Source organism: Flavobacterium sp. BFFFF1, from assembly GCF_002256285.1.
GTDB lineage: Bacteria > Bacteroidota > Bacteroidia > Flavobacteriales > Flavobacteriaceae > Flavobacterium.
Map to the genome: position 1 here is coordinate 20,101 of NZ_NKJE01000009.1, position 16,945 is coordinate 37,045.

Genomic DNA, 16,945 nt, shown 5'->3' on the forward strand with positions numbered 1-16,945 from the left:
TTTTTTAGAATTCCAAATATAAGGCAATTATTTTTATTTTTTCAACAGGAAAGTCTTTAATTTTTATCAAATCCTCAGTCTTGATCGTTCCGTTCATGCTTCTGTAGGTGACGATTTCTTTCGCGCTGTAATAATTCAGATAAGGGATTTTCGAAAGTTCTTTAATCGATGCGCTATTGATGGCGATTTTCCTGATCTCCGGGACCGATAAAATTTTAAAGTGGGCCCCCAGCTGATCGATCACTTCCGGTGACAATCCCCAGATGAATTCCATTTGCTGCATGGAAACAAATCCGCCAAATTTCTCTTTTTCCTTTAAAATACGCTCTGACAGCGCGGGGCCGATGCCGTAGATATCCATTAAATCCTGCTGTGTCGCCTGATTGATATCTTTCACCACGATGGACTTTTTTTTATCTGCGGAAGCGGTGAAGTAGTTGTTTTTATGAAACGCTTTCTTGTTTTTAACCCAATCCGGAAACTTGAAGTACGGCGAAATCTTCGCCAATAGGCCATCTGAAATTTGTGTGACATCCTGAAATTCTGCTGCAGAGTTTACATACAAGTCCTTTTTACGATATGCCAAAAGCCTGTCTATTTCCGCAACGGACATCCCGAGTTTGTACCCCTTAAAATCCGTAATGAAATTGGGGTTAAAGGGATAAATTTTTGGAACGTTATTTTTCGACTCCTTTTTCAGTGAGTCAACTTCGTGCTGCATGGCCAGCCACTGTAATTTTTCTTTGGAGTTGATTTCTGTCGGCGTAAAATCGAGAAAAAAGTAAAGACATTGGCCGGTGACGACTACGAAAAGCAGCAAAAGGATGGCGAAACGTTGTTGGGTGGTAAAAGTAAAAAATTGTCTGAATGGCGTGGATAACATATTATTGGAGTTTAAAGTTTCAGAGATCAAACACCGATGACCGCTTCGCCCGGATCAGATCCTTAAGCCGGATCCAAAAGGCAAGTGTCAGGTAAACCCCGAACCAGAGTCCGGCGGTGACAAAAGAAATGTAAATGAAAAAAAGCCGTACGCTGCTCGCGCGCATGCCCAGCTTATCAGCGAGCCGCGAAGCTGCATTAAAGCCATGCTTTTCGAAAAAATACTTCAGCGGGATAACAATTGACATTTTTTTAATTTGGATTAACAAAAATACTGTTTTTCGGGATGTGTTCCATTCGAACGGGTTTAGATTTTTATCTTAAAAAGTTTACATTTACGGTGATGAAAAAATACGGACTGCTTTTTTTGCTGTCGCTGCCTCTTGTCGGATGTGCTGATAAAGATGCGGAATATATCGACCCTCGCGGCACCGACTATGCCGGGTCCCAAAGCTGTATTCAGTGTCATAAACATACCTCTGAATCGGCAAGGATGCACGCCCATTTCACGGCAACGGCTCCCGGGACTGTTGACAATATACTCGGGAATTTCACTCCCGGACACAATACGTTTGAATACGATCAAAATGTAAAGATATCCATTGAAAAGCGCGGCGATAGTGTTTTTCATGTGGTTTATAAAAATGGAAAGGAACAAAAAGCGTATCCTGTAGGCATTGTTTTTGGTTCAAAAAATGCTCAGACACCTGTTTACTGGAACAACCACAACACTTTCGAACTGCCTCTATCTTACTATAAATCGGTCAATAATTGGGGAACCAGCCCCGGATTTTCGTCCACCCAACCTTATTTTGATCGTAAAGTCGTGAAAGATTGTTATGCCTGTCACAGTTCCAATTCCAGTGGGAGGCTGGTCACAGGCCAATCGGACAAGGTCAATTTCATGACTGAGGACTATGAGGACGCAATAGACCCAAAAACAATCGTGTTTGGTATTGACTGCGAACGTTGCCATGGTCCTGCACAGAAACATGTCAGCTTTCATCTGAAATACCCCGACGTCAAAACGGCTAATTTCATTACAAAGTTCAGTACGCTCACGAATGCGCAAAAAATTGAAGCCTGTGCCATCTGCCATTCCGGGACTAAAGGTGTTAAAATCAAGTCGACTTTCAGCTTCAAGCCCGGTGATAAAATGTCCGATTTTTATCTTAAGAAAGCGTATGATTCTTATGACGTGCACGGCAACCAATATGGCATGCTGACACAAAGCAAATGTTTTTCCGTAAGCAAGAACATGACTTGTACTACCTGCCACGACCCGCACCAGGATAAGCGGCAGGCGCCCGCTGATTTCGCACCGGTTTGTACCAGCTGCCATGAGACAATCGCCCATACCGGCGGCACTTTGAAAACCATTAAGGCAAAGCGTTGGGAGCATGACTGCGTGGAATGCCATATGCCTAAACAGCCCTCGCAAGCCATCATTTTCCAGCAATATAAGAACTCTGAATTTTCAAAATACCTACTTCGATCACATCGGATTGCGGTATATCAGACGAAAGCCCCTTAAATCAGCCCGGTTTTAAGAGTGCTGCACCAATCGCACACTGCAAACACCTGCTTTTATTGCAATACTCAGTTTTCAATTCCAGTAAAGCTTGAGATTCAAATGCATTTTGTGCCTCAAGGCCATATGTTTTAAACTTATCGACGATGGCGTTCGTTTCCGGCGGCAACGATGCTGCGCAGGCAATAAGCGATTCAATAATGTCCTTATCACGCCTTTTCGCATAGGCAAATCGAACAGGTATTAATGTGTTGAGAATTAATAAATCGACAAAAGATGTTGTTAGCGCTTTCTTTTTTGGCGGGCTCTCGCGGTCGAACTGGTAATGGGTTTGCCAGTAGTCTGAGACCTTAACATCGAATAGTGATTTAGTTTCAGCGATATCCGCACACTCAACAGCCGATGAAAATAACTCGGGCCTTGCTTGATAAAGCATCGCCAATTGTGCGAGCCGTATGGTAGGAAAGTTATCCGGGCGGTGTTTAAAAAACTGTAAGGGAGCAATAACCGCGTGGTTGAGACGGTATTTTTGGGTTAGATAATGATACCGTGATTTTAGATTCAGGAAATACTGGTCTTGTTTTTCGGCTTCCAGCAGGCCAACCCGTCCAAAAAATAAGGCTTCCAGGTTTTCAACCTCAAAATGCTCTTTCCTGATGGTTCCAAACGGCAGTGATTCTGCCATTTCAAGGAAAGACTGCCCATTCGTGTTTAATCCAAAATTTTTTGCCAGTAAGCAAAAGAAAACGCCTTCCCAATCCGCGGATTTTTTTATTAAAAGGGCGTCTATCATTTCAGATTTTCGCTCCATCCGGTTTATAAAAAGGCGTTCCATCCAGTTCCTCATAGTGAACAGATCGACAGAACACAATTGTTTCTCACAGTAAATCCAGGATTTCGGGCGAATTAATTCCCGGTAAGACGCAGCGAGATCCTCAGGTATGTAATGTCGCAGTGCTAAGGTAGGCAGTTCCGAATGATCTTTACGGAAAATTACCGAATCGTGTTCCCAAACCACATGCAGAATGACATTATCATACGCGGCATCATGATGGTGGTGGTGTAGGTACCAGTCTGAAGATTTAAGGTGAATCTCGATGTTTCCTGCCCATTTCTGCTGGCCCAGGATGATTTGTGCATTGAAAAAATCAGGCCCGGAAAGCTCAGGATATTGTCCGGTATTCAGGATTTGGAGGTCGTCACCGGATGTCGTTTTCAATCCGGTCATTGGAAATTTCTTAAATCTCCACAAATAGTGCAGGAAATCTTCTTTCATCTGTATGGCGTTTAAAAAAAGTAAATGGCGTTTAAAACACTAAATTACAATTTTTTGTATACTGACAAAATTATTTCAGCAGATATAGCTGTGCACACGCTACGGCATCCGACAATGCTTCGTGGTGGTTTAAGGAGATATTGTTGCGTTCACTGCAGTATTTAAGATTGGCCGGCTTGTATCCTTTGGCCCGGTAAATCCGGCAGGTACATTCCCAACGGTCTGCGATTTCAAGTTCATCATAATACAAACCGTAGTGTTTCATGGTTCGCATTAAAACATTGCGGTCGAACGACTCATTGTGTGCGACGATGGTCCTGCCGAAAAGACGTTTTCGTATTTCCGGGAAATGCCCATCAAACGTTTTTTCATTTGACGTATCGGCAGGAGAAATACCATGAACCTTGATATTATGGTACCAGTAGTCGTTGAATGGCGGCTGGATTAACGTGTAGTATTTATCCGTGATGATGCCATTATCAACAGTGACAATGCCGACCGCACAGGCACTCTCAGGATGGCCGGTTGCAGTCTCAAAGTCGATCGCGGTGAAAGTCATTTATGCAGTATTCTTGCCTATTTTATCGATCCGATGATGTCGTATTTTGTAATGATATGATGCTTGCCATTCCCCAATTCGACCAATACAGCCTGGTTGTCCTTATTGATGAGCCTGGAAACGTCTTCGATGGAAGTACCCGCTTTTACGATAGGGTAGGGTTTGCCCATGACTTCCCGAATAGGCTTATCGGCAACATCTTTGTTTTCAATATAGCTTTGGAACAAATCGGTTTCATCCACAGAACCCGCGAATCCGTTGATATCGATGACCGGGATTTGTGAGATTTTGTATTTACGCATCCGTTCGATGGCATGGGACACCAATTCTTCTGTACGAACGATTACCAGCGGCTTGTCGATATGGTCTTTGATGACATCTTCTGCTTTGGTAACTTCCTCATCAAGAAATCCGCGTTCGCGCATCCAGTCGTCGTTAAACATCTTTCCGACATAACGGCTTCCTGAATCGTGGAAAAGTACCACAACCACGTCTTCGGGTTTAAAATGTTCTTTGAGCTGCAACAGCCCTTTGACTGCAGATCCGGCAGAGTTGCCTACGAAAATACCTTCTTCCAGTGCCAGCTTCCTTTGGTAAACGGCTGCGTCTTTGTCGGTTACTTTGGTGAAACCGTCGATTAGCGAGAAGTCCACATTTTTTGGAAGGATGTCTTCACCGATACCTTCTGTGATGTAAGAGTAGATTTCGTTTTCGTCAAAAATGCCTGTTTCATGGTATTTTTTAAATACAGACCCATAGGTGTCAATGCCCCAGCATTTGATGGCCGGATTTTTCTCTTTCAGGTATTTTGCGACACCTGAAATTGTTCCCCCGGTACCTACGCCTACTATGAAATGGGTTACCTTTCCGCCCGTCTGTTCCCAGATTTCAGGGCCTGTCGACTCATAGTGCGCTAATGAATTTGAAGGATTATCATATTGGTTTACGTACCAGGAATTCGGGGTTTCTTCGCCCAGCCTTTTTGAAACGGAATAGTACGATCTTGGGTCTGATGGTTCCACGTCAGTCGGGCAAACGATCACCTTAGCGCCCACGGCCCGTAGGATGTCCATTTTTTCCTTTGACTGCTTGTCTGTAATCACGCAGATTAACTTGTAGCCTTTCACGATGGCGGCCAGTGCGAGTCCCATTCCGGTGTTTCCGGAAGTTCCTTCAATGATGGTACCGCCCGGCTTTAATCTTCCGTCGGCTTCAGCGTCTTCCACCATTTTGACGGCCATACGGTCTTTTACCGAGTTGCCGGGATTGAAAGTCTCTACTTTTGCCAGCACCAAAGCGTCGACTTCAGCTGTTATTTTATTGAGTTTTACCAATGGTGTATTTCCGATGGTGCCTAGGATATTTTCTGCGTAGTTCATTTTGTGTGATTTATGTTGTTCCGGCTTTCGCCAAAAATAAACGGCTACAAATATACCGATAAAAAAAAGGCCTGCAAATGTCGGCGGTATTATTTAAGGACATGGCGCCGCGACAGCCCCGAAACTTCGGGGGCAGCGGCAACCCCGGCCAGAGGGAGGGCTATGGCGAACAGCCCGGCCATTCGCCAAAAAAAAAAAGCAGGCAGAGAAATGCTGCCTGCGGATATTCGTGATTTTAAGAAGTGGCTTTTAAGCTTCGTCTTTTGTATTCCTCACAAGGCCAATGCCTGCGAAGAAGAAAACGATGCCCAGAATGCCATAAATGGTAAGTGCTTTGATGTCGCGGACGCCACCGCTCGTGCTGGCGAAAACTACTGCGGCGTAAATCAACCCTATAATTCCCAAAATGGTCAGGATGGATCCAAAAATTCGTTTGATGTTCATGATGTTGGATTTTAGTCGTGTAAATTTCCATTATTACATCAGGAATACTGTTACAGGTTTCGGAGTTTTGGTTGTAAGATTATTGTATTGTGATGTACTTTTTTCCGGGATAGTTTTTGAGTTTGGGAAACAAGGCCTCAAATGCATCACGGCTATTGCCGATAAAATCAGTGGTTTTGGTCTTCCCGACCAGGATACAGCCTTCAGTGTCCTCCGCTTTGTTTCCGGGGTGGATGCGGACGCCTTCATAATTGGGAACGTTGATTAGTAGGGGTAGTTCTTTCTTGAATCTGTTGGACATCGTAATGGTCAGTTCATAGCGTCCTTTAGGAATGGCCGTCTTGCCATGGATCTTGACATCCCTTTCGACGTCTTCGAGCGTGAAGCATTCAAACTTTCCATCGATCGTGAGTTCGCCAATGGTCGACTTGGCAGATCTGATTTTTCTTGTAAGTACTAATTCCATAATTTTTTTGCTTTAAAGTTTTGGTTATCATTATTTTGTAAAATTAGATTGTTTATATTTTAAAGTAAATACCCTGTATCGGGTATTTTTAATCAAGATGTGTTTCGCGAAAATTACTGCATTGCCGGACATTACTTCAGTCTGCACCACTTTAAAAAAAGCTCCAGGATTCATTGTTTTGGGTACCGTGTGAATGGCGTTTAGGAAGCCTAATAACAGCTAACCGGGTGTCAAAGTTGGGCAGGGTCTGCAAAGTCGCCTTCATTTTTGGAGATAACTATTGTGGCCACGGCATTGCCTATCAGATTCGTTATCGCGCGGGCTTCACTCATGAATTTGTCAATGCCGATGATAAATCCCAGCCCTTCAATAGGTATGTTGTGCAGTGCCGTCATCGTCGAAGCCAGAATCACGAATCCGCTTCCGGTTACCCCGGCAGCACCTTTTGAAGTCACCATCAGCAGTCCGATGATCGTCATGATTTCCGGCAATGAAAGTGTTACATCGTACAGTTGTGCGAGAAAGATGATGCTCATGGAAAGGTAGATCGAAGTGCCGTCGAGGTTAAAGGAATAGCCAGTCGGGACGACAAGTCCGACAACGGGTTTGCTGCAGCCCATGCGCTCCAGTTTCTCCATCAGGCTGGGTAACGCAGGCTCTGATGACGAGGTTCCAAGCACGATGAGCAGCTCGGGTTTTAGCGACTTGAGTAAATTGAAGATGCTGAGTTTGTAATACCGGAGGATCGCGCCGAGAACCATAAAAATGAAAATCGCCATGGTGACGTACATCGTCAGCATCAGTTTTCCCAAAGGCAGCAACGAACCCAGTCCAAATTTCCCTACAGTAAATGCCATACCTCCGAAAGCCCCAACGGGCGCGAGATACATCACGATTTTCAATAGTTTAAAAGTGAACCTGGAACCGCGATACAGCACCGCGACGACCTGTTCCCTGTTTCTGAAGTAATTCAGGCAAATGCCAAATGCGATGGCCAATACCAACGCCTGCAGTGTAAAATTTGATTTAAAAAACGTCCACCAATCAAATACCTCCCGCGCTTTTTCAGCATAAATCGCCACATCATCGGTCTTCAGTCCGCTGCGGTCAATACTGCCGGGTTTGATAATGACCGCTGCCAGAATCCCGATGCCCAACGCGAATGTTGTTACAATTTCAAAATAAACCAGTGCTTTCAATCCAATGCGTCCCACTTTGCGTAAATCGCCCATGCCGCTGATTCCAAGTACAATCGTCAGGAAAATGATGGGAGCGATAAAAAGCTTTACCAAAAAGATAAAACCTTTACTGACATCCTCCATATTCCTGCCGGTTTCAGGATAGAAGTGCCCTAGTGCAGCACCGGAAAGGATGGCAAGCAGTACCCAAAATGTGAGGTTTGTAAAGAGGCGACTAATAATGTGGTTTGTTTTTGAAGGCACGGCTGTGGTATTATCCTGACGCTAAAATACAATTTTTAGTACTTAGCCGATTTTTCTCAGGATATCTTTCGCAGCGCCTTTATAGGCTGCCGAATGTTTGGTGAAATCTTCAGACAGTATGATCTTCAGCTCCGGGTAAATCCAGCGTTCTGATTTTCCCAATTCGAAAAGTGCCCGCATAGCGTAGGCTTTAGGAGCTACTTTTACGTCGCTGATCAGCCAGTCAAAACAACTTTCAGAAAGCTTCGCAACCTGTTTCTGCGAAAGGAATTGCTGCCGGCTGTGCTGTTGGGAAAGCATCATACAGATTTTTGATGCGGAGCGCACCGCGCCATCTACTTTCCAGTGCGGTAATGCCGTGCAGAAAGGGTCAAGAAATGGCCCCGACAGCTGAATGTTGGTCTCGAAGATGAGCTCGAGGATCCAGCAGGCTTTATGATGGTTTTTATCATTTACTGTCACGGCAATCTGAAACAGCGCTGGAAGCTTGTCCGGATTTTCAAGAATGTAGTGCGCATTGTCCTCCCGGCTGTTGCGGTGGGCGGTGCTTCGGCTGATGCGATCGTAAAACGCGTTATTCATGGCTGTTTACTGGAAAGTAAAGTGTAAAGGTACTCCCTTTTCCGGGTACACCGACCGCACTGATCGACCCGCCATGTGTCTGCATGATTTTTTTACAAAGCGCGAGTCCTACGCCGGATCCATTGTATTCTGTGTTGCCATGAAGCCGTGTGAATATATTAAAAATCGAGTCGGCGTACTGCTGTTCAAATCCAATGCCATTGTCTTCAAAGCGGATCGCATAGGCTGGTTTGTTTTTAGAATACAGGTTCGTTATCTGTATTTCCTGCGCCGAAATAGTAATTACGGGGCTTCTTTCTGCAGCTGCGTACTTCAGCGAATTTAAAATGATGTTCGAAAATAGTTGTTTAACAAGAAATGGAATGCCACGCACAGTAGGAAGCGGGGACGCATGGACAATTCCATTTTTTTCCTGTAAGATTTCATGGATCTCCTCAAGGATTTCATTCAGGATCCCGGACAGGTTTATGGTTTCGAATGCTTCTTCCGAATATTTAATGCGGGTGTATTTCAGGATGTCTACCAACAGCGTCTGCATGCGATTGGCAGACGTGTTCATGCGCTTAAGTGACTCAATCGTCTCATCAGTAAAGTCTGTGCCTTTGTACATCATCTTGGATGATATCAGCTGTATTTTCCGAAGTGGCTCCTGCAAATCATGAGTGCTGATCCAGTTGATGTTTTCAAGCTCCGCATTGGTCTCGGTAAGTGTTTCGTTCAGCTTCCTGTATTTTTCCTGTTCCTGGCTTAACAACTGCATGCTGATTTGTTTTTGCAGGATATGGGCATAATTGGCCGCGGCATTTAATTCAGGCTGCAGCCATTCCTTGCTGCGGCATTTGATAATTTGTTTCCACAGGTTAAACGAATTACGCGGATGCAGCCCGTTGCTGTCCTTGACAATCGCTTTGTCAGGATTTCCTGCCCAGTTCACTTCGGTTAAGGTTTCGGGGCGGTACCAGATAATGCTGTTGCCATTGCCGAGGGAATGGTAAATAATGCCGGAGATATTTTCGCATATTTCTTTCATGTCCGGAACAAAATTAATCAGCTTGTCAGTATGGAAAGTGGAATCGTTGCTGTAAGCCATCAACCAGTCTGAGAATGCTTTGATATTCTCGTCTGAAGGGGCCAGCCCGGTTTTGTAGATTTTTCCGCTCACCATCAGTGATACCCCAGCAGCATTGCAAAGTTTCAGCAGCTCAGGGCTCACGCTGATGATTTTAAACGATTCGGCGATAGGAGGCAATTCAAAAGCATTGATTTTTTCAAGCGCGATATTGCTTTTCCGTGCCACATCATATTCTTCGTTGGATTGCCTGACATCAATCTGCGAGGTGATGAACTGCCCCTGCAATTGCGCTGCGAGCCGGACTTCCGGCGTCAGGTTTTTTGGGGAATAATGGTGGCATGCAATCAATCCCCAAAGCCTGCCACGGTGAATCAGTGATATGGTCATTGTCGCCCCGACGCCCATATTCTGCAGGTATTCCACATGAATCGGTGAGGTACTGCGCAGGATGGAAAGACTTAGGTCAAGATTTTTGTTGGGAGCATCGTCAATCGTATAAATGGGTACGGGTTTGTAATGAATGTCCGCAATCATGCGCAACAGGTTTTTCATATACAACGCCCTGGCCTGCGCCGGAATATCGGTGTGTGGGTAATGCAGCCCGAGGAACGGCTCAATGTTATCGGCGCAGGATTCGGCAAACACTTCGCCATTGTATTCCTTATCAAACCGGTACACCATTACGCGGTCATAACCTGTAATGTCCCGCGTTCCTTTGGCAACAAGATCACACAGTTCTTTCAGGGTTGTTGTATTGTTCATGTAGGACAGGAACTGCGCGGTTTGCTCGTACACGTCTACCACGTCAATCGATCCTGCCACGTCCGGTTCGGCTTCAAGCACATATTGTCCCTCACTTTGATGCAGCATGCATTGAAGGCTACATCCGTTTAGATTGAGTTTTAACGGCGAATCAGGGCCTTTTTTTAGGACCCCGACATACTGTTCCAGCAAGGCGGCATTTTCATTTCCGAACGCTTCGGTAAATGATTTCCCAAGCAGCTGCTCAAATGAAAATCCTATAAAATCAGATGTGTTCCCGCTGCAGTAATGGATGTTGAAATCTTCCTGGCCGATGGCGAGCAGAAATCCATGCGGCTGAATGCTTCCGGGAATGTGTATGGGTTCATGCTCGCAATTGGTAAGGTTGACAATATCGCGGTTGACAATATCTTTAATTTTCATTTGCGGCCTGGTTAAGGTGTTTGTAAATCTGTTCAAACGCAAAATTCGCTCCGGCGACCATCTCTTCTTCTGCGTTGTTAATGATGGCATAATCGGCGAATGCCTTAAGGAACTTTTTCCAGTAACTACCGGTTTTATTGCCGTAACCTGTAAAATAGCGGGCCCCTTCTTCATTAAATCCCAAGGAAGCCTGGATATTCTGCAAAATAAAGCGTCCGCCGAGGACAGACCCTTCCACAACGTACATCATTCCCAAGGCAAAAGGAACTGAAACCGCAGGATTCTTAAAAACAGGGCTATATGGGTTTTTACGGTATTCCAGAACACTTAGGTCATCGACAATCCATGAGGTCTTGCGGCGTTCATCAATGTCTGGCAACAACGGTTTCAGCAACGGGAAAATATGTGTTTCCATATCATTAACGACGTCGCCCATCAGGCTTAGGTAAAATGTGTAATCTGATTTTGTAATTTGTGGCGAGGTGATCGACCTTGATACTGGGAGCGACTCGAGTTTTTTATGTGAATCGGCAGTACTTTGGCGCAATTTGTTCAGGAATAAGTCTGAGCAGGTGAGTTCCTGTACATTGGTAATATCGGTATTCATATGTAGATTTAATTTCGGTAAGCAAAATCAGCTGCCGTCGGGCTAAACGTGCTCCAGTTGATTTTCAGCGTGTGGTCAATAGATTTTTTAAACGCGTCAAACGATTCCAGTTTAGGAAGGTAATAATTTGCCCCAAGGCTGCGGCTTTTCGCGATATTGTGCTCGTCCCTTGAAGTAGAGAACATTACAACAGGAATGTCACTGAATTCTGCATGGGCGCGGATCTGTTGTAACAAGTCAAACCCGTTGATCAATGGCATATTGACGTCTAGGAATATGATCTGTGGCGATGGCGGAGGGTTTTTCAGCGCGTGTAAAAGCTGTGCCGGTTTGTTTTGTGTAACGACCTCTATGTGACGTCCAAATGAACCGACCACTTCCTTGAAAAATTCCAGATCTTCCTGATCATCGTCGGTATAAAATATCGTGAGGGACTCGTTCATAGCATCAAAATTTACATTGGGTCAATTCCAAATTTAAGGACTTTAGCCCAGAAAAACTGGCGAAATAGCTTAAAAAAATGCTAAAAAATGTATTTGAAAGAAAAACCCGAATAATAATTCAGAGGCAGGCCGGGGTAATAAAACCGCGGCAAATTGGTGCCGAAACCCATTGCATTTGGCAAGATCATGGCCGCGTATTTCGTGTTAAATATATTGTTGATGCCAAAAGCCGCCTGTGCTTCAAAGTGGCCGTTAAAGGTATGCTTATAACCCAGTTTGACATCTGTTAAGGCGTAAGCACCCGTTTTTTCTGTATTCGCGTCGTTCAATGGTATTCCGTCCGTGTACCGCCATGATATTGAACCATAAACCGACCATGGAGCTGATATAGTAATGCCTGCCGCTGCATTGTTCGCAGGTACTCCGGTAAGCTTTTTGCCGGCGTAGTTGCTGCCATTGTAACTGAATTCCCGGAACTCATATTTTCCGACAGATGCAGATAGGTACGGGCTCAGTGAAAAGCCATGCCACAGCGCGACGTAATAGTCGGCAAGCAGCTCAATGCCGTCATGAGAAGTCCTGCCTGCATTCACCCCGAGGTATTGGTCGTCGCCGATGCGCTCCGCGATCAGCAGGTTTATGATCCGCAGTGCGTATACCGCAGTTTCGACGTGCAGCCGGTTATCCAGGAACCACGCTTTGTAGCCCAATTCAAACTGGTAACCGGTTTCAGGCTTGATGTTGCTGTTGATGCTCCCATCGGATAACAACGATTCCGATGTTGACGGCAGCGAAAAGCCATGGCTGACTGAAGCGTATACCGACTGGTTCTTACCCGGATGAAAAAGCAGTGACAATTGTGGTGACCACACCGGCCGATACCCATAGGCCTGCTGCCGCCGCTCAGGAAAATTGTCCGAAAGGCTGACATTGGTATTGTTGACATTTACTCCGGCATGAAGCGATAGTTTGTTGTAAATGGGGACTCTCACCTGTGCAAATGCGTTATAAAACGCCCTGTTTTGCTGCGCATCAGTCAGCAGGAATCCCTCGAGGCTGCCCTGTCCATTATTCTGCCGGTATAAGTTTTCAAAGGTACGTGCCTTAAAGTTGTCCCTGAAGAGTTCTATTCCTGCGATAAAGTCTGATTGCGCATTTTTTCCGAGCCGTCCGGAAAACTGCGTACGCATGCCAAATCCGGTGGTATTTTCCTGTAAAATGTCGAATGGCCTTGGCTCATTGCTTTCCTTGTGCGTCAGGTAGACCGATGTGCTGAATGTTATCCTATTGGAAAATTCATAGGCATAGGATAGTCCGCTTAAATAGGCATCATAAGCTTCAAATCCTTTTGATGCCTTCCAGGTTGGTGCAGCGGATTCCGGACTGTTTTCGAACGTAGGCTTGTCAATCGAACTCGGGATAAACGCTTTTAAATGGGTGTAATTTCCGATGAATTCGAGTTTGCTTCTCACCCGTTTAAAAACGGTGCCTGAGACGGTAATCCCATTTCGTTTATAAGCACTGTTTTCGCGCCATCCTGCCGATTCGAGGTGGTGATAGCTAACATTAAAAGCTGAGTTCTTTTTGTTTACTCCCGCACTTAATGTACTTTTTAGCAATCCGTAGGAGCCAACGGTGGTATTTGACGATACTTCGTTTGCGGCCGCTCGGGGCGTGATGCGTATCGCGCCACCCAGCCCAGCGCCATACACCGCCGACTGCGGCACTTTGATGATCTCTACTTGCCCCATTGCCTGCAAATCCAGGTCTTCCACGGTCGTCTCGCTATCGCCGGAGGTAAGCGGAATATTGCCATAGAACGCCCTCACCTTGTTGGTGCCATAGGGTGTCCTCGAACCGATACCACGGATGGCAATGCGGTTGGTATTGTATCCACCTGACTGCATGTAAACGCCGGGGATTCTGTTTATCGATGAAGCCAGTTCCACGCCGTTGTTGGCAAGCAATTGTCGTTCGGTAATCACGCCAATGGCAGCAGGAAGATTTTTAATGCTGTCGTTGACGAGGAACGACGCAATGATCACTTCGTCAAGATCTTTGCCCGTGGTTGCGGTACGGATGCTATCCGCACGTGGCTGTGCGAGGACGGGCCATGAAAACAGCAGCAGTAGCGGCAAAAGGAATTTTGGCATTGGTTATTTATTGGCACTGACCCTCCAGATCTTATTTCCGGAATCATCGTTTACCAACAGCGAGCCGTCCGCCATAACCGTCACGTCGACTGGCCTTCCATACACTTCGGTTTTTTCGGGATTGGCAATGAAACCAGTCAGGAAATCCTGCGGTGGTCCGGAGGGTTTTCCATTGCTGAAAGGGATGAAAATCACTTTGTACCCCACAATTTTTGAGCGGTTCCATGATCCGTGCTGTCCCGCAAAAATCCCATTGCGGTATTTGGCCGGGAAATTGGATTTGTTGTAAAAAGCAAGGCCGAGTGTAGCGGTATGTGCACCAACTGGTACGTCAGGCACCAGGGTTTTTTCAGACCGGCCTGATTTTTTTCCTTTCATGCGTGGATCCGGAATGTCGCCAAAATAAGTGTAAGGCCATCCATAAAATCCATTTTCTTTTACGCTTGTTACATAGTCAGGGACGAGGTCATCGCCAAGCTCATCGCGCTCGTTTACGGCAGTCCACAGTTCTTTGTTGACGGGATTCCAGTCCATCCCGACAGGATTTCGCAGGCCGGCTGCATACACCCGTTCACCGCTGCCGTCGGGATTGACTTCCAGGATGTTGGCGCGCCGTGACTCTACTTCAATGCCGTGCTCTGCCACATTGCTGCCGGAGCCGACGGAGATGTATATCTTAGTGCCTTCAGGATTTGCGATGAGGTTGCGCGTCCAGTGGTTGTTGTAGCCGCCGGCCGGCAGGTCTACAATCTTCTCTGATTTTGTGTTGAGTTTCAGTGTCCCTGACGGATACGGATAGCGGTATAAGCCGTCAGTATTGGCGACATAGAAATAATCTTTCAGGATCAGCATGCCGTACGGACGGTTCAGTCCTTCCAGAAAGACTTCCCGGGTTTCAAACTTTCCGTCATTGTCCTTGTCCCGGAATACGGTAATCCTGTCCACGCTGGTCCGTGTGCCACTTTCAGCCACAAACACATCGTTATTTGGGCCGATGTAGGTATTGCGTGGATTGTTTAGGTTGTCTGCAAATTTTGTTACCGTGAATCCTTCCGGTGCTACGGGCGTCTGGCCTAAGGGCCAATCGATCATGGTATTCCGGGTTGCTTTGGAAGCTGTGGCATAAGGGGGCGGTAATGTGATATCGCCAATGGCGGTGTGTACCACATTGGCAGGCTGTTTTTCCAATGCTTCCTTTTCCTCTTTCTTAACCTGGCCGTTGCAGGAAAGCACGAGTAAAGCGGCGAATGGCATAAGCGTTGTCGTTTTCATTTTAGTGTGTGTTTGTGTTTAAGACAGAACAATTTAGCAAATAAAAAAACCGTACGAAAGTTGGGTCTGGAAAATTAAGGGTTATTTAACAAATTCGGGTGAAGCAATTTTAACATTTGGGTGGAGGCCGGGACGACATTTCCGGGATGTCGAATACGGTATTTTACTCAAAGATGACTCGTTCTGGTTTTGTTCTAGTTTCGTTCTAGTTTCGTTCGAGTTTCCTTCGAGAACGAAAAATGCTTGTTTTTGCCTCGTTAGAACGCATACGAACGAAACATGAATCAAATACGAAGCGAACTGCGGCGGGTACTATTTGGGACATCATTTTTAACACAATTTCTTAAAAAAAAGTAAATTTCCAAACCGGAATGATGCAAATCGATTTTCAATTTCCGGGTATTTCTTTAACAGTCTTGCAATTGAATTTCCCAACTTCCAATGGAAATAAGTATATTTGCCACTTATTTCAAAACCGAAAAAAGTGTTACAACTCCACGATAAACAATTCGAACCGTTCATTTCAGCAGAAGAAATTGACTTTGCCATTGCTTCGATGGCGGCTCAGGTAGAAGCTGATTTTGCAGAAGAAACCCCTATATTTTTTGGTGTGCTCAATGGCGCATTTATGGTAGTTTCTGATTTTATGAAACACTACAAATCGCCCTGCGAAGTAAGTTTCATCAAAATGGCTTCCTATGAAGGTACTGAATCGACGAACGAAGTCAAGCAATTGATTGGGCTGAACCAGGACTTAACGGGAAGGACCGTGGTAGTCATCGAGGATATCGTAGACACCGGGAACACTTTGGTGGAATTAAAGGCACTTTTCAAACAGCAAAACGTAGCGCATTTTAAGATTGCTACGCTTTTCCTGAAGACTGAAGCGTATAAAAAAGACATTAAGATTGATTATGTCGGAATCCGCATCCCGAATAAGTTCATCGTGGGCTTCGGACTCGACTATGATGGTTTGGGCCGCAACCTGCCGGAGGTTTATCAACTGAAAGGTTAAATTTTTTTTATTACTGATTTCTCAATTCTCAATACTATTTCTAAGCTTATCATGATCAACATCGTTTTATTCGGAAAACCGGGAGCCGGCAAAGGGACGCAGGCAGAATTCTTAAAGGAAAAATACAGTCTGACGCACATTTCGACAGGGGACTTATTTCGCTATAATATCAAAAACAATACTGCGCTTGGACTCGAAGCCAAATCCTATATTGATCGTGGCGCCTTGGTGCCTGATGCCGTTACCATTAAAATGCTGGAAGACGAAGTGAACAAACACCCTGAAACAAAAGGTTTCCTTTTTGATGGATTTCCAAGGAATGTAGCGCAGGCGGATGCTTTGGAAAAATTCCTGGAATCAAAAGGTTGGTCGACAACTGCCACAGTAGCCCTCGAAGCAGACGATGAGGTGCTGGTGCAGCGTATTCTGGAGCGCGGGAAAACCTCAGGCAGGCCTGATGATATGGATGAAAGTGCCATCAGGAACCGTTATGCGGTATACAGCAATGAGACTGCACCGCTGATTGATTATTACAAAGCCCACGGAAAGTTTCATCCGGTGAACGGGATAGGTTCTATCGCGGAAATCACGGATCGCTTAAGCAGCGTAATCGACAGTTTATAAAACAACATGGCTG

The 16,945-nt window shown here is 45.5% G+C and carries 17 protein-coding genes; 3 read left to right on the forward strand and 14 right to left on the reverse strand.

The features are described from left to right. Window positions 1-4 precede the first annotated feature (4 nt). Both CFE23_RS07270 and CFE23_RS07275 read right to left on the reverse strand, forming a co-directional pair. Window positions 5-883, reverse strand: a complete 879-nt coding sequence (locus CFE23_RS07270) for a helix-hairpin-helix domain-containing protein (protein ID WP_291086250.1) — start codon at window positions 881-883, stop codon at window positions 5-7. A gap of 19 nt (window positions 884-902) precedes the next feature. Continuing rightward, a complete protein-coding gene (locus tag CFE23_RS07275; protein WP_291086252.1) occupies window positions 903-1,130 on the reverse strand; it encodes a PspC domain-containing protein in 228 nt (75 codons plus the stop codon). Between the two features lie 95 nt (window positions 1,131-1,225). On the opposite strand from CFE23_RS07275, the gene CFE23_RS07280 reads away from it, so the two are divergent. Further along, window positions 1,226-2,416, forward strand: coding sequence for a hypothetical protein (locus CFE23_RS07280; RefSeq protein WP_291086254.1), 1,191 nt, complete (start codon window positions 1,226-1,228; stop codon window positions 2,414-2,416). A 1-nt stretch (window position 2,417) separates the two neighbouring features. Here the strand turns inward: CFE23_RS07280 and CFE23_RS07285 are convergent, their stop codons facing one another. The 12 genes from CFE23_RS07285 to CFE23_RS07340 all read right to left on the reverse strand — a co-directional run bounded on the left by CFE23_RS07285 (window position 2,418) and on the right by CFE23_RS07340 (window position 15,293). After that, entirely contained in the window at window positions 2,418-3,689 is a 1,272-nt protein-coding gene (locus tag CFE23_RS07285; RefSeq protein ID WP_291086256.1) for a DUF2851 family protein, read from the reverse strand. Between the two features lie 70 nt (window positions 3,690-3,759). Next, complete coding sequence (locus CFE23_RS07290) at window positions 3,760-4,248, reverse strand: 3'-5' exonuclease (protein ID WP_291086258.1); 489 nt, start codon at window positions 4,246-4,248, stop codon at window positions 3,760-3,762. A 17-nt stretch (window positions 4,249-4,265) separates the two neighbouring features. Next, window positions 4,266-5,627, reverse strand: a complete 1,362-nt coding sequence (locus tag CFE23_RS07295; RefSeq protein ID WP_291086260.1) for a pyridoxal-phosphate dependent enzyme — start codon at window positions 5,625-5,627, stop codon at window positions 4,266-4,268. 249 nt (window positions 5,628-5,876) lie between these two features. After that, window positions 5,877-6,071, reverse strand: coding sequence for a hypothetical protein (locus tag CFE23_RS07300; protein WP_291086262.1), 195 nt, complete (start codon window positions 6,069-6,071; stop codon window positions 5,877-5,879). Window positions 6,072-6,150: 79 nt separating this feature from the next. Beyond that, window positions 6,151-6,537: a DUF5675 family protein gene (locus CFE23_RS07305; RefSeq protein ID WP_291086264.1), complete on the reverse strand. Its 387-nt coding sequence runs from the start codon at window positions 6,535-6,537 to the stop codon at window positions 6,151-6,153. Between the two features lie 230 nt (window positions 6,538-6,767). Continuing rightward, window positions 6,768-7,979, reverse strand: coding sequence for a cation:dicarboxylase symporter family transporter (locus CFE23_RS07310; protein WP_291086266.1), 1,212 nt, complete (start codon window positions 7,977-7,979; stop codon window positions 6,768-6,770). Window positions 7,980-8,021: 42 nt separating this feature from the next. After that, the gene (locus CFE23_RS07315; protein WP_291086268.1) at window positions 8,022-8,561 is read right to left on the reverse strand and encodes a hypothetical protein; all 540 of its coding nucleotides are present in this window, start codon (window positions 8,559-8,561) and stop codon (window positions 8,022-8,024) included. After that, complete coding sequence (locus CFE23_RS07320; protein ID WP_291086270.1) at window positions 8,554-10,818, reverse strand: ATP-binding protein; 2,265 nt, start codon at window positions 10,816-10,818, stop codon at window positions 8,554-8,556. The genes CFE23_RS07315 and CFE23_RS07320 overlap by 8 nt, the downstream gene beginning before the upstream one ends. Next, window positions 10,808-11,425: a biliverdin-producing heme oxygenase gene (locus CFE23_RS07325; protein ID WP_291086272.1), complete on the reverse strand. Its 618-nt coding sequence runs from the start codon at window positions 11,423-11,425 to the stop codon at window positions 10,808-10,810. Before CFE23_RS07325 ends, CFE23_RS07320 begins: the two co-directional genes overlap by 11 nt. Before the next feature lie 8 nt (window positions 11,426-11,433). After that, window positions 11,434-11,868, reverse strand: coding sequence for a response regulator (locus CFE23_RS07330; protein WP_291086274.1), 435 nt, complete (start codon window positions 11,866-11,868; stop codon window positions 11,434-11,436). A gap of 80 nt (window positions 11,869-11,948) precedes the next feature. Further along, window positions 11,949-14,021, reverse strand: coding sequence for a TonB-dependent receptor (locus CFE23_RS07335; protein WP_291086276.1), 2,073 nt, complete (start codon window positions 14,019-14,021; stop codon window positions 11,949-11,951). Between the two features lie 3 nt (window positions 14,022-14,024). Further along, window positions 14,025-15,293 (reverse strand): sorbosone dehydrogenase family protein, encoded by a 1,269-nt coding sequence (locus tag CFE23_RS07340; RefSeq protein WP_291086279.1) that lies wholly within the window; start codon window positions 15,291-15,293, stop codon window positions 14,025-14,027. Between the two features lie 484 nt (window positions 15,294-15,777). Here CFE23_RS07340 and hpt point away from each other — a divergent pair, with 484 nt between their 5' ends. Further along, complete coding sequence (gene hpt / locus CFE23_RS07345; RefSeq protein ID WP_291086281.1) at window positions 15,778-16,308, forward strand: hypoxanthine phosphoribosyltransferase; 531 nt, start codon at window positions 15,778-15,780, stop codon at window positions 16,306-16,308. A 51-nt stretch (window positions 16,309-16,359) separates the two neighbouring features. Then, window positions 16,360-16,932, forward strand: coding sequence for an adenylate kinase (locus tag CFE23_RS07350; protein WP_291086283.1), 573 nt, complete (start codon window positions 16,360-16,362; stop codon window positions 16,930-16,932). Window positions 16,933-16,945 lie beyond the last annotated feature (13 nt).